The organism is Candidatus Deferrimicrobiaceae bacterium, from assembly GCA_036504035.1.
GTDB lineage: Bacteria > Desulfobacterota > Deferrimicrobia > Deferrimicrobiales > Deferrimicrobiaceae > JANXPS01.
Map to the genome: position 1 here is coordinate 16,338 of DASXVV010000014.1, position 13,915 is coordinate 30,252.

Below are 13,915 nucleotides of genomic sequence, written 5' to 3' on the forward strand. Positions count from 1 at the left end.
CGGCGTTGTCCGGGAAAATCGGGGGCTACCCCAGTCGCTTGAGTTTCGCGAACAGGTTCCGGATTCCCCGGCGTGACGAGAGCGTCCTCGCCAGGTTCGCCTTCCTCGCTCCGGAAAGATAGAACAATCCGTAAGCTCTTATTTTTTCGTATGTCAGTGACCGCTGCCCCAGCCCGAACTGTTTCCCGTAGGCGTACCGCCGGTAATAGTCCATGTCCTCGGCGGGCAGTTCGATGGATTGCCGGGTCATCTCGTAGAGGTGGGTTGCCGGGAGCGGCGTCGCGATCGAAAAGGTGGCGTCGTCGATCGGCAGGGCGCAGGCGAACCGGACGGTGCGTCGGATCTCCTCGATCGTTTCCGACGGGGCGCCCAGCATGAAGTATCCCTGGATCTTGAGCTCCATGGAATGGGCGATCCGGACGGCTTCCTCGACCTGGCCGACGGTCACATCCTTGTGGTAAACGTCGTCGAGAATCCGTTGCTGGGCCGATTCCATCCCGATGAACACCTTCCTCAAGCCGGCCTCCTTCATCCGTTGCAGGTCTTCGCTCCTGAAAAGGTCCGCCCGCATGTTGCATGACCAGGAAAGTCCCAGGCGCGCCTCGAGCAATGCGCCGCACAAGGACTTGAGCCATGCGGAGTCCACGTTCAGCGTGTCGTCGGCGAACATGAAACCACCGATTCCGAATCGCTCCTTGAGCATCCTCAGCTCGCGGACGATGTTGTCGGGAGAGCGTCTCCGCAGCCGGGTTCCGAACAGGCGCGACAGGGTCGGCTGGCAGAAACTGCACCGGAAAGGGCATCCCCGGGTCGCCAGGACGTTCGTTCCCCGGAGGTCGGGCGACACCGCGTCCATCTGGAACCAGAGGGCGGTGTAGCGCGCCATGTCGAGCAGGTCATAAGCGGGAAATGGCAGCGCGTCCAGATCTGCGGCAACCGGTGCCGGCCCGTTGTCGACAACTCGCCCGTCCCGCTTGAAGGCGACCCCGGGAATCCCCTCGAATGCGCCCCCCCGGGCGACGATCTCCCGGAAGGGGCCCTCGCCCTCGCCGGTGACGATCGCATCGACCGACGATTCGGCCAAGGTCGATTCCGGGAGGACCGTGGGGTGGGGACCGCCGAAGACGACACGGGCGTCCGGATGCCGCCGCTTGATCGACCGGGCCAGTTCGCAGGCGTCCCGGAAGGTCGAGGTCATCACGCTGAACCCGTACAGGTCCTGGCGTTCCTCGAGCAGCCGGGCTTCGAGCCGCCGCCGCCCGAGGAAGGTCCCGTCGAGGATGTTAACCCGGGTTCCGGGCACCTTCGAGGCGCTCGCTGCCAGGATCGCCACGCCAAGAGGGGGATCGCCGGACGGGTAACGGAATCGGGGAAAGACGAGCAGAACCTTCATGTTTCCAGTATACTATCTCATCGCGGCCTGAATGGCCGGATCCTCCCGAGCAATGAAAATTCGATGACCATCCCGCGTACGGACATGAGTCGCCTGGGGACCTACCTCCTCTGGTTCGGTGTGATTCTTGTCCTGTATTGGCCGGCCCTGGATCTTCTCCCCATGAAGGATCACCCGGTGTTCCTGCTCGAGCGGGAGCTGTACCGCAACGACTGGCGCTGGTTTCTCGGCGCGCTCTCCTACAACCGGACCCGGGTTCTGTTTCCGGGAGACTTCTACCTCTTTCGGCCGCTCCACATGGCGATCGTCGCCGTCGAGGACATCCTGTTCCGGCACGATTTCGCCGTTCAGGGCGTCATTGGTTGCGCCATGTTTGCAGCGACCGCCACGATCCTTTTCACTGCCGCCCGGCGGCTCTGCGGGATTTACGCCGCAACCGTCGGCGTGCTGATCTGGGTCTCCTCCGCAGCCGGGGCTTCCATCGTGCTCTGGCAACACATCGCTCCCTATTCGCTGGCGCCGGGCCTGCTTCTGGGGGCCGTCCTTCTATTGCATGGAGAAAGACGGCGTTCACCGGGTGCGGCGGCGGCGTGCGTGCTGGCCGCTTCGCTGCTCAACGAGTCGGCCGTCGTGGTCGCCCTGGCTCTTTCCGGTTATTTCCTGGTCGCGGGCCCGAAGGCGACGCGCAAGGGTAACGGAGCCGCCTTCCTTTTTCCTGCGCTCCTGTCGCTCGCGCTCAACGCATTCGATTTCTACGTCTTGCATCCCGTTCCGAATATCCTGGGGGCAGCCGATCGGGCAACGTGCGCCGGATTGTTCAAAGGAATCCGGGATTACCTCGGGTCGGTAGGCGTCGCCCTGTTGTCGCCGTGGTCGATCCGATTCCAGGATTTCCAGACCCAAAATTTCCTGTTTTACTGGCCGTTCTGGAATCTGACCCTCTTCCAATTGAGCCTGTGCGCTCTTCCTGTGAGCGCGCTGGTTGTCCTGTCGTCCTGGAAGTTCGTGCGGCGCATCCGGTCTGGAGACGGTGGTTTCGAGGCGACCGCCGGCGCGTTCTTCCTGATGCTGTTTTTCACCGTCAGCGCGGTTTGTGCATTCCGGATGTCGACCCGGGGCGAGGAATACCTCGGGGGGGCGACCTATTATTACGCGATCGCCCACTTTGCCGTCATGGGAATGATATTCGTGCTGCTGTCCGGGAGACGGGAACGGCTGACTGCACGGTTCACGGCCCCGTTTCTCTTGTTGATCGCGACGCATGTCTTTGTGCTTCACCGGGATCTGGCCAGAAACTCGGAGATCATCCGCCCGGTCATTTCCCTGGTTAGGGAAACGAGCAGCTGGTTCAGGGAAAACCCCGGCTACTGTTATTCCGGTGGAGACGTCCTGCCGAGCAACTGGAGCGTCCTGCTCCTCGACTACTCCTGTTCGCGCAGGCCGAAGGCGGACCCGTTGTACCTGATGGAAACGGGCGAGTCGACCGCAGCATTGTGCCGTGTCCGGATACCGGATCCGCCGTCGGCGGGGGAGACGATCCCCCTGGCAGAAATCCAGGACGAAGATCCGCTGATCAACCTGTGCCTGGAACAGACGGCCCTGGAACGGAATCCGCGGAAATGCATCCTCGGGGCCAAGGTTCCCTTCGGATACGAGATTCGCTTCGGGCTGGATCGCGTCGGGGCGTTCGATCTCCTCCTTCGTGACAATGACGGGGAATTCTACGTTTTCCGAATCGACCGAAACCTGGTCGGGGGGAATTCCCCGGGGGTGAACTGGTGGGATGTGACGGACACGGATCCGGCCGCCATCCGGGCCGATTATCGGGTCTGTTATTCCGGGGACTCGCTGGCATTGGTCCGCAATGGGGTCATCCTGATGCGGTTGCCCCTCTCTCGGGGCGGGACGAACCTGCTGGAGCTTCGCATCGTTTCGACCGACGACGCGTTGCGGGGCCTCCATGAGGTCCGGCTTTCCGACGCCCCCGTGGTTTCAGCGGCCCGCATCAAGCGCGTCAAGGAGTTCCGGATCCCGTCTTCCAGATGACGATTCGCCGCGGATTCGCCGGATTTCCGGTATAATAGCCGCATCCGGACCGATAGACCGGACCTTCCGGTACCGGTCGACCCAGGAAACAGACGAGCCCACCCAGTTGCTGAAAATCGCCTTCGTCATGCCCCACTGGACCACCGTTTTTGGCGGGTACTCCAAGGTCGCCGGGCGGGCTTCCTCCTTCCCCCCCCTGAACCTTGCGATGCTGGCGGCTCTGGCCGAAGCCCAAGGGCACCGTGCGTTGATCGTCGACGCCGAGATCGAACAGCTCACTTCCGAACAGACCATCGAGCGCTTGAAGGCGTTCGGGCCGGACTTTGTGGGTTTTACCGCCACCACGCCGATCTTCTCCATGACCTCCGATTGGGCGTCGCGCGTCCGAAAGGAACTGGAGGTTCCCGTCGGGATCGGGGGGTTCCACGTCACGCTTTTCGGTTCGGAGGCATTTCACGACCATTTCGACGTGGCCTTCCTGGGAGAGGCCGACCGGTCGTTCGACCGGTTCCTGGCCCATTTCGGGGACCTGGACGCGTATGCCCGGATCCCCGGGCTGATGTTCCGGAAAGAGGGCCGGGTGATCTCGACCGGCATCGCGGAACCGTCGCCCAATCTCGACGTGCTCCCGCCCCCGGCGCGTCACCTGCTCAAGACGGAACGCTACCGGGTCGGTTCGCTCAAGGGTACCCTGAACTACACTTCGATCATGGCGTCGCGCGGATGCCCGTTCAAGTGCGTCTTCTGCACGAACCAGATCAGCGGAACCCGGGTCCGGCGACGCAGCGTGGCCCATGTGGTCGAAGAGATCGTGTCGGTCGTCAAGCGCCATGGCGTTCGCCATTTCTATTTCGTCGACGACGTGCTGACGCTGAACCGGGGGTACATGCTCGAACTGTGCGCAGCGATCGCCCGCGAAAAGCTCGAGATCACGTTCGAAGGGAGTACCCGGGCGAATCTGGTGGATGACGCGCTGATGGCGGCAATGAGACGGGCCGGGCTGATTCGGCTTTCGTTCGGCCTCGAATCCGCTGACGAATCGATTCGCGAGATTATCCGGAAGGATGTCCCGCTCGAGGCCTATGCCGATGCGTGCCGGATCGCGACACGCCAAGGGGTCGAGACGATCACCTCGGCCATGCTGGGTCTGCCGGGCGACACCCGTGAAAGCATTGGACGGACGATCCGTTACCTGAGGGACACCCGTGAGCTGAAACATTCGACGCTGAGCATCGCGATGCCCTATCCCGGGACCGAGTTGCACGGGATGGCGCTTCGCGGGGAGCACGGGCTGGAACTGTTGAGTCACGATTATTCCCGTTACCAGCGTTATGGTTCCGCGGTGATGGCGGTCAACGGCATCAGCCCCGAAATGTTGCTTCGCCTCCAGAAGATCGGTCTTCTGAAAATCTACCTGGCTCCGTGGCGCCTGATCCCCGTTCTCCGGCGGATGGGGTTCCGATCGCTGCTGATGCCCTTCGCGAGTGCCCTGGTTTCTTGTGCGCAGGAAGCATCGTCGCGAATTGGCCGGCGGATCGCATCGCTGCGATTCAAACGGGCAGGGACGGGGTGATCCCGCGATGACCGGCACCCTCGTCATGTCGAGACGGCTGGCGACGTACCTGGCGTGGTTCGGTGCGGCGCTGGCGCTGTACTGGCCGGCACTCGAACTCCTTCCGCAGAAGGACCACGCCGTATTCATGCTCGGCCGGGAACTTTACCGGAACGACTGGAAGTGGTTCCTCGACGTTCTGTCCTACAACCGCACCCGGCTCCTCCTCCCCGGCGACGCCATTTCCTTCCGGCCGCTGCACATGGCGATCATCGCGGTCGAGGATCTCCTGTTCCGGCATGATTTCCTGGCGCAGGGGATCGTCGACTGCGCCTTTTTCGCGACGACCGCTACGGTTCTGTTCGCCGCCGCGAAACGGCTCTGCGGAACCCTTGTCGCAATCCCGCTCGTCCTGCTCTGGATGTGCGGCGCGGCCGGCGCCTCGATCGTCCTCTGGCAGCACATCGCTCCCTATTCGCTGGGGCCGGGGCTCCTGCTCGGAGCCGTGCTCCTCCTGCACGGGGAAGGGGGGCGACGGTCCCCCGTTGCCGCGGGGGCGTGCGTGCTGGGTGCCGTGCTGCTTGGCGAGCTGTCCGTCCTTGTCGCCCTCGGCGTTTCCGGCTACTTCCTGGTCGCGGGACCGAAGTCGGCGCGGCGGTCGATCGGGGCCGTCTTCCTCGTCCCGACCCTCCTGGCGCTTGCGATCAACGCGCTGGATTATTTCCTGCTTCATCCGGTGCAGGCCGTCGTTGGTCCCAACGACACGATGGTGACGACCGATCTGGCCCAGGGCGTCTGGGCCTTCGTCGGCTCGATCGGGGTCGCCTTCTTGATGCCGTGGTCGGTGCGCTTCCAGAACATGTGGGTCGACAGCTTCCTGTTCAACTGGCCTTTCTGGAACCTGGGCGTCCTTCAACTGAGCCTCTGCGCCCTGCCCGTGGCCGGCCTGGTCGGCCTGTCCGTCCGGGATTCCGTGCGGGGCAGCCTGGCAGGGGAGGACGGGTTCGAGTCTACCCTCCGCGTTCTCTTCCTGGCGTTGTTCGCCGCCGTCTGTGCGGTCTGCATTCTCCGGATGGCGACGCGGGGAGGGCAGTACCTTGGCGGAGCCACCTACTATTACTCGATCGGGTTCTTCTCCCTGCTGGGTATGCTGCTATCGTGGATGTCGGGCCGGCCGGGACGTTTGGCGGCCGGGGCCGCCTTGCCGCTGCTACTTGCCGCGGTCGTGCACGGATACGTCCTGCGGCGCGAACTGGCGGAAGCATCCGCCATATCCCGTCCCGTCGCCCGCCTCGTCCGGGAGGCGAGAGGCTGGCTCGAAAGCAATCCCGCGTATTGCTACGCCGGCGATACCGTCTTCCTCGGCGGCTGGGGCGTCCTGTTCCACGATTACTCCTGCTCGGCGAGGCCGGGGGCTGAACCGGTGTATCTCCTGAACGAGTCCGGGCTCCGGCCTGCATTCTGCCGCGTCGCCTTGCCGGAGTCTCCGCCCAGGGACCGGGCCGTTCCGCTGGAGGAAATCAGAGGAGGCAATCCGATGCAGATCGAGCGGGGCGCCGACGTTCCATACGGACACGAAATCCGGTTCGTCCTCGACCGCGTCGGGGCGTTCGAACTCCTCCTCCGGGACGACATGGGGGAAAGCTGCAAGTTCCGGGTCGAACGGAACCTGGTCAATAAAACCTCCAATGACACGAACTGGTACCAGGTCACGGGTTGGGACGCGGCAGGGTCGCGGGTCGATTACCGAGTCTGCTTCTTCAACGATTCGGTCGTGCTTGTAGGAAACGGGCTCGTTCTGGGGGGATTGCCGGTCCTTTGGACCGGGAAGGACCGGCTGCAACTCCGCATCGCGGCACCCGGCAGCGCCCTGGAGGGGCTTCGCGAGATCCGGCTGTCGGACGTGCCGTCAGCCGGCGAAGTCCGAGTCGAACCTATCCGGGAATTCCAGACGATCGTGAGGAGGTGACGGTGTCCCCGTCCCAGCCGTTTCGCCCAACCATCCGGCATAACGCCGTCTTCCTGGCCGCGATTGTCGCCTGCGGGGCGTGGCTCCGTTGCTGGCACCTCGGCGGGCAGTTGCTGCTCGACGACGAGTGGCACGCGCTGAATTTCGTGCAGGGGAAGGATTTCCTCGGGGTCCTGTTCGGCCAGGGCCTGGGAGCGAACAGCATCCCGGTCAATCTCTGGGCCTGGATCCTACTGAAGACGTCGGGATGGTCCGAACTCGGGCTTCGACTGCCGTCGCTCGTCGCCGGAATCGCTGCGGTCGTGGTGATCCCCCTGCTGGTGCGGCGGCTGTCCGGCGGCTTCGTCTGGATCGCCGTCGCCGCAGCGATGGCGGTTTCCCCCGTGCTGGTCTTCTATAGCCGGGTTGCCCGCCCCTACGCCCCCGCCTGCCTGTTCGGAGCAGCGTCGGTGCTCTTGGCCGCGATCTGGATGAAGGAGCGGAAAACGTGGCAGTCGCACGTCGGGGTCCTGTCCGGCGCACTGGCGGTCTGGTGGCATCTTTACTCGGTGATCCCGGTCGGTTCGGCGCTCCTGGTGACGCTCGCGCTTGCCTGCCGCTCGGACTATCGGGCGGGGGAGACGGCACTCCGCGGGTATGTGAGCCGTTATCTGGCTCCCGTCCTGCTGTTCGTCGTTCCGCTGGCGGTGCTCGTCGGGATTCCGAACGTCCTCAATCCGTGGTGGCTGGGCGTTTTTTCCGCCGGGGAGCGGGCGACGGCAGGGACGTTGTGGGAAGTATTCCGGCTCGGCTTCGGGACCGGTTCCGCCTTCCTGGTCGTGTTTTGCCTGGGTCTTCTGCTGCGGGGGTGGATGGCGCTCTACGCGAAGGAGCGTCCCCTGTTTCTCGTGCTAGGGGCGGGGTTTGCGCTCTACTTCGTCGTCGCGGCGCTGAACCGCCAGGACGGGTCCCATACGGCGATCCAGGTCGTCCGCTACGGGATCGTCTACCTGCCGCTCCTGCTGCTCGTGGCGGGCGCCGGCCTGTCGGCGGTCCTGTCCGATGCATTCGGCGAAAAGGCGGCACGGGCCTGGCCGGTTGCGCTCGTCCTGTCCGGTGTCCTGTATCTGGCCGGGCCGCTCCCCCGGATTTACGTCGAACCCAACAATTTCACGAGCCACTCCGCATTCCAGTATGTCTACGATCCGATGGACTGGAGCCGGAGCCGGGTCCGGGAATTCTTCGCCAATGAAACCCGCTGTTTCCCCCAGGAGGAGCTTCCCCCGTTCTATCGGAGCGTCCGGGACGCCCGTCCGGGCGGGGAGGCGGTCCGCGGAATCGTGGAGTACCCGGTTTTCCTGGGCGATCACTTCAACTACCTTTACTATTTTCAGCATTTCCACGGCCTGCCCGTCGCGGCGGGGTATATGCCCGGACTCGCGGGGCGACGGTTCATGTTGAGCGACGGGTTCATCTGCGGAAACAATTCGATCGACGAGGTGCTGGCCAGCCCGCCGATCGGGTCGCATTGGAAGACGATGGTCGACATCAGGGAAATCGGGGAAATGAGAGGGCGATACCGGGGCTGGGTCCTGGTCGTGCACAAGGACCCCGAACAGGAGATCTGCGCCCCCTGGAGCCACGTCGGGGAAATGGCCTCGCTGGTCAAGTCCTACGATGGGGCCTTCGGGGGGAGGGTCTACGAGGATGCGCGCATCGCCTGCTGGCTCATCCGCTGACCGTCTTCACGACTGGCGCGCTTCGAGAAACCCCGCGATCGTCTCGAGCACGTAGTCCATCTCCGCCGTACCCAGATCCTGATGGACGCCGAAGTGGAGGCCGTGGTTCCCGATGTATTCGGCGTTCGGGAATTCCCCGAGGCGGTAGCCCAACTCCGAAAAGCCGGGGCACTGGGTCGGCATCGAGGCGAACAGGGTGCGCGTCTCGATGCCGCGCTCCTCGAGGTATCGAGACAGCTCGGCCCGAGTGAACGACGCGTCCTCCTGCACCACGACGGGGACCGCGTGCGGCCCGATCCGCTCCCACGACTCCTCCCGAATGGTGCACAGCCAAGGGGAGAACCGGTCGAACCGATCGAGCACGTGGGTCAGGTTCTCCCGCCGCTTATGCAGGATCTCGTCGTAGAGGTCGAACGCCCCCAGCCCGATCGCGGCTTCCAGTTCGTTCATCTTGCAGGAAAAGCCGATGCGATCGAAGCGAAAGCGGATGTCGTCGCCCCCCTCGCCGCGAAACCGCTTCGGGCAGTAGCCGCCCTCGAGGTTCAGCATGCAGCGGCGGCAGGCGCAGGCGCGGCCGTGCGAGCGCAGCGACCTGAGAACCTCGGCATAGTCCTCGCGGTCGGTCGTCACGATGCCGCCCTCGCCGGAGGTGATGATGTGCGCGACGTAGAGGCTGAAGGCCGTCATGTCCCCGAGCGATCCGGCCGGCTTTCCCTTGTAGAGCGTCCCGTGGGCTTCGGCCGCGTCGTCGATGACCGCCAGGCCGTGACGGTCGGCGATCGTACGGATGGCGTCCATGTCCGCCGGCTTTCCCATCAGGTGGACCGGCATGACGGCGCGCGTTTTTTCGGTGACGGCGCGCTCGATCAGCGACGGATCGATGTTGAGCGTCTCCCGGTCGACGTCCACGAAGACGGGCCGGAAGCCTGCCTGGAGCACGGCGTTTCCCGTGGCCACGAACGAGAGCGCCGGTACGATGATCTCGTCGCCCCGTTTCGCACCAAAGTCGTGCAGGACGGCGAGCGCGAGCGCGTCGGCGTCGGTCCCGCTGCTGACCGCGACCGCCTCCCGCGCCCCCACCAGCCCGGCGAACCGGTCTTCCAGCATCCGGACGTACTTGCCGCTGGAGATCCGTCGCGAATCGAGCGCCTCCCGGATCAGCTCTTTCGAGCGTTCGGTGATGGTGATCGTGCCGAAAGGAACGCGGATTCCTTTTCCGGAGGAATGCGGCATGCGGGGGGATCCTTTCCGGGGCGTCAGATGTGGGTGAATTTTTCCAGGATGACCTGGGACATGTAGGCCAGTCCCCACCGGACGACCTGGAGCTTGCGTTCGCCGCCGATCCGCTTCGGCTCGGGGCAGGCGATGTCGGCGATCTTCAGTCGCGCCTTCGCGGCGCGGACGGACAGGATCGGCTCGACCCCGATCCGCGTGAAGAACGCCTTCTCGTACGGTTCGTAGGTGGCATCCTCGTCGAGCCGGAGCGTCCGGAAGAGACTCGTCCTATAGATGCGATAGATGGTCATCGCGTCGGTGTAGTGGCCGCCGTGGAGGAGGTTGATCGCCCGGGTGAAGAGCCAGTTCCCGAACCCCGTGACGAGGTCGTCGTCCTCGCTCGTGGCGTCGCCGAAGTAGCGGGAGCCGATGACCATGTCGTAGCCCTCGCGGGCCTTGTCGACCAGCTGCGGAATGTATTCGGGAGGCGAGTTGCCGTCGGGACTGAACGTGATGACATAGTCGCCCCGGATGAGCGGCCACGCTTCCTGGTAAGCCGCGCGCAGCCCCCGCTTCTTCTGGACGTAGACCTCGTACCCGATCTCCCGAGCATACTCGGCGCTGCCGTCGGTCGATTGTCCGTCGACGAGGAGGATCTGGTCGACCCACTCGCGCCTGATCAGCGGAGAAAGTGCCTTCAGCCCCTCGATCTCGTTGAGCGAGAGGATGAGGAGGGTGACCGTCATGCGAGGAAGGCGCGCACGGCGGAGAGGATCGACGGGGTGTCCAGCCCGTAATGGCGACGGATCGACTCGCGGCCGCCGTATTCGTAGCAGTAGCCGTCCTCGTGGCGCAGCCCAAGCCGCTTGACCGGCACGGTGACCCCGTGATCGGCCAGCGTTTCGCAGACGGCGCTCCCAAGCCCCCCGGGCAGGAAGTGCTCCTCGAGGGTGACCAGTCTGCCCGCATCCCGGACGGCTTCCAGGAACAGGGGCTCATTGACCGGGAACCGGTAGAGATCGATGACGCCGACCGGGATTCCCTGCTTCGCGAGATCGTCCGAAACGGACATGGCGACATGCGTCATGCAGCCGGTCGCCACGATATATGCCCCGGGCGATCGGCGGAGGACGGCAACCCCTTCGGAGAAATCGGTCTCGCGGGAGTGGAGATCGGGCAACGGCTCGCGGTCGAGACGGATGTAGCGGGACGACGGACCGGCGACGGCGAGGTCGGCGACGGCGGCGGCCATCACGTTGTCGGTGACGCTGTCGATCGAAACGTGAGCCATCGAGCGCATGACGGCAAGGTCCTCGATGATGTGATGCGTCGGCCCCGAATCCGCGTATCCGAAGCCCGCGCCGACTCCGACGACGGCGATGGGAATCTGCATGATGCCGCTGTTGACCCGGATCTGCTCGAGGCACCGCAGCGTGATGAAGGGGGCGATGGCGTAGGCGAACACCTTTTTCCCGCTCAGCGCCAGGCCGGCCGACAGGGTGATGGCGTTCTGCTCGGCGATGCCCACGTTCACGAACTGCGAGGGAAGCTCCAGCCGGATCCGGTCGAGGGCGGGGGCGCCCATGTCGGCGGTGACGATGACGACCTCCCGATCCCGGGAGGCGTGCTCGTAAATGCGGTTCCAGAAGGCGTCGCGCTGGGAGAGGTCACTCATCTTTGAATACCCTTTCGAGGTCCTTCCGGCACGCGTCGGCGATTGCGCCGGCAGGCGCCGAACCGTGCCACAGGGGGATGTCGGACAGCCGCTCGATGCCCTTGCCCTTGACGGTGTCCGCGATGACGAGGAGCGGTTTCCGGGAGCGTCGGGACCGAACGTTGGCGAGCGCGTCAAGAAGGCTTTCGAAGCAATGCCCGTCGACCCGCTTCACTTCCCATCCGAACGATTCCCATTTCTTGTCCATGGGCTCGAGCGCGACGAGGTTTTCGGTGAAGTCGGTCACGCAGAGGTAGTTGCGATCCATGATCGCCACCAGGTTGTTGAGGTTGTTGTGGGCGGCGAACATCGCGGTTTCCCAGATGGAGCCTTCGTAGCACTCCCCGTCGCCGATCAGCGTGAAGACCATGTGGAGCTCGCGGTTCATCCTGGCCCCGAGGGCGAGCCCCGCCGCAAGGCCGAATCCCTGGCCCAGCGATCCCGACGTGATCTCGACCCCGGGCACGGAATGCTGGAGATGGACGCCGAATTTCCCGCCCGACTGGGCGAAGACGTCCAGCTCTGCGGGGGGGAAGAAGCCCAGGTCCGCGAGCGTCGCATAGAGCAGGGGACTGGCTTGCCCCTTGCTCAAAATGAACCGGTCGCGTTCGGGCCAGTCCGGGTGCTGCGGATCGAACCGGAGGATGTTGCCGTGGTGGAGGGCGACGAGGATCTCGACGCACGACAGCGACGAGGTCACGTGGCCGGTCCCGGCGGCGGTGCACATGTCGAGCACGGTTCGGCGCAGCTGGTGCGCCTTCTTGCGGAGTTGCTTGACGGTGCCGTGCATGCGTGTTCCTTTCCTGTCAGCTTTCTTCGAGAAGTCGGCGCTTCACGGGGAGGGATAGCATTTTTTCGAGGTGCCTGACAACCGCGTCGCCGAAGGCGCTTCGGATCATCGCCAGGTAGGCCGGGTCGGAATGGTATGCCAGGAACGCCTCGTCCCGAAATTTCAGGACCTGCGCGGGCGAGAGCGTTTTGGTCGGAAGCGGGGCGGTGTGGTAGCCGTGCTGGGAGAACCCTTCCCACGCGTCGGGCACGACACCGGGCACCGCGGCGGCCTGTTCATAAAGCCTGGATCCCGGATAGGCCATGACCGAGTAGAAGTTGGCGAACTCGGTATTGAGTTCCCGGGCGAGCGCCAGCGTCTCCTGCATGCTCCCGATCGTATCGTCGGGAAGGCCGAACATATAGTTCCCAAGGACCCGGATGCCGCTGTTCCGGATCAACCGGACCACTTCCCGGATGTCTCCCGAGATCTTCTTCCGGACCCCGCGGCGGACGGCCTCGTTGCCGGATTCGATGCCCAGGCAGATCCACCGGATGCCCGCACGCGCCATCTTGTCGAGCAGCGCGGGATCGATCGTGTCGACGCGGCCGTAGGCCCAGAGATTGAGGTCGTAGTTCCGTTCGATGAGCCGGTCGCAGAACCCCTCGACCCGCTTTCCGGACAATATGAAAAGCTCGTCCTCGATGCGGATGTTCCGGACGTGGTGGCGCATGACCAGGTCGTCGATCCGGCCGAGGACGTTGTCGAGCGACCAGTAGCGGATGCCCGGCTTTCCGAAGACGGCGTGGATGCAGCAGTAATCGCAATCATAGGGGCAGCCGAGGGATGTGTGGATCACGGCGTAGGGTGAGCGGACGTCGGAGAAATCGGGCGTTTCGCTCCGTTGGAAGTCGTCGAAGCAGTGCATGTTGTGGGCGCGATAAGCGGTGAGGGGCGGCAGCATCCCCCAGTCGCAGGATCGGAGCTCCGAATCGGGGTCGGCAATCTGAACGATCGGCGCCCCGGGCGTGGCGATGCCGTCCTTCCGGTACCAGAGGCCGCGAACGGCCCCGAGGTCGCGCTTCCCCCGGAGATGCCCGACCAGGTCTTCGAGGGTGTGGAGCCCCTCTCCCTGGATCACGAAGTCGGCGCTTTCTTCCGCAAGGGTTTTTTGGGGAAGGGCGGACGGGTGCGTGCCGCCGAGTGCCACCGGGAGGTCGGGTTCAGCCGCCTTCAGGTCGAGGACGATCCGGCGCGCCGCCGGCATGGTCTGGGTCGACGCGGACGGGTTGTGGCCGTACACGAGGATCGAGACGAGCCGGGGGCGATGCTTTTCGAGCAGGTCGCGCAGGATGTCGGCATCCCATCCCTCGACGTTGACGTCGTGGATCGCCGTTTCGATCCCCCGGTCGCGAAGGCCGCACGCGAGCATCAGCGTCCAGGCGGGAGGGGCGACGGCGGTGAATTCGGCGGCCAGCGCCTGATACGTCTTTGCGTGGTTCCCCGGATGGATGAAAAGGATGTCGATGCCCATCGGAG

Annotated in this window: 10 protein-coding genes; 4 read left to right on the forward strand and 6 right to left on the reverse strand. The window is 64.5% G+C overall.

The genetic code is table 11. From position 1 onward, the window contains the following. Positions 1-25 precede the first annotated feature (25 nt). Positions 26-1,393: a radical SAM protein gene (locus tag VGK27_12575; GenBank protein ID HEY3490937.1), complete on the reverse strand. Its 1,368-nt coding sequence runs from the start codon at positions 1,391-1,393 to the stop codon at positions 26-28. Between the two features lie 63 nt (positions 1,394-1,456). On the opposite strand from VGK27_12575, the gene VGK27_12580 reads away from it, so the two are divergent. The 4 genes from VGK27_12580 (at position 1,457) to VGK27_12595 (ending at position 8,678) form a co-directional block, all read left to right on the forward strand. Beyond that, complete coding sequence (locus VGK27_12580; protein ID HEY3490938.1) at positions 1,457-3,439, forward strand: hypothetical protein; 1,983 nt, start codon at positions 1,457-1,459, stop codon at positions 3,437-3,439. A gap of 106 nt (positions 3,440-3,545) precedes the next feature. Next, entirely contained in the window at positions 3,546-5,012 is a 1,467-nt protein-coding gene (locus VGK27_12585) for a radical SAM protein (GenBank protein HEY3490939.1), read from the forward strand. Positions 5,013-5,019: 7 nt separating this feature from the next. Next, entirely contained in the window at positions 5,020-6,960 is a 1,941-nt protein-coding gene (locus tag VGK27_12590; GenBank protein HEY3490940.1) for a hypothetical protein, read from the forward strand. Between the two features lie 2 nt (positions 6,961-6,962). After that, the gene (locus VGK27_12595) at positions 6,963-8,678 is read left to right on the forward strand and encodes a hypothetical protein (GenBank protein HEY3490941.1); all 1,716 of its coding nucleotides are present in this window, start codon (positions 6,963-6,965) and stop codon (positions 8,676-8,678) included. Positions 8,679-8,684: 6 nt separating this feature from the next. On the opposite strand, the gene VGK27_12600 is transcribed toward VGK27_12595, so the two are convergent. Genes VGK27_12600 through VGK27_12620 form a run of 5 tightly spaced genes read right to left on the reverse strand, consistent with a single transcriptional unit; the run spans position 8,685 to position 13,910 of the window. Continuing rightward, positions 8,685-9,911, reverse strand: a complete 1,227-nt coding sequence (locus VGK27_12600; GenBank protein HEY3490942.1) for a DegT/DnrJ/EryC1/StrS family aminotransferase — start codon at positions 9,909-9,911, stop codon at positions 8,685-8,687. A gap of 23 nt (positions 9,912-9,934) precedes the next feature. Next, positions 9,935-10,639 carry a glycosyltransferase family 2 protein gene (locus VGK27_12605; GenBank protein ID HEY3490943.1) on the reverse strand — a complete coding sequence of 235 codons (705 nt, stop codon included), beginning with the start codon at positions 10,637-10,639 and terminating at the stop codon, positions 9,935-9,937. Continuing rightward, positions 10,636-11,568: a transketolase C-terminal domain-containing protein gene (locus VGK27_12610; GenBank protein ID HEY3490944.1), complete on the reverse strand. Its 933-nt coding sequence runs from the start codon at positions 11,566-11,568 to the stop codon at positions 10,636-10,638. The genes VGK27_12605 and VGK27_12610 overlap by 4 nt, the downstream gene beginning before the upstream one ends. Then, positions 11,561-12,397 (reverse strand): transketolase, encoded by an 837-nt coding sequence (locus tag VGK27_12615; protein ID HEY3490945.1) that lies wholly within the window; start codon positions 12,395-12,397, stop codon positions 11,561-11,563. The genes VGK27_12610 and VGK27_12615 overlap by 8 nt, the downstream gene beginning before the upstream one ends. A gap of 16 nt (positions 12,398-12,413) precedes the next feature. Beyond that, positions 12,414-13,910: a radical SAM protein gene (locus VGK27_12620; protein ID HEY3490946.1), complete on the reverse strand. Its 1,497-nt coding sequence runs from the start codon at positions 13,908-13,910 to the stop codon at positions 12,414-12,416. Between the last annotated feature and the right edge of the window lie 5 nt (positions 13,911-13,915).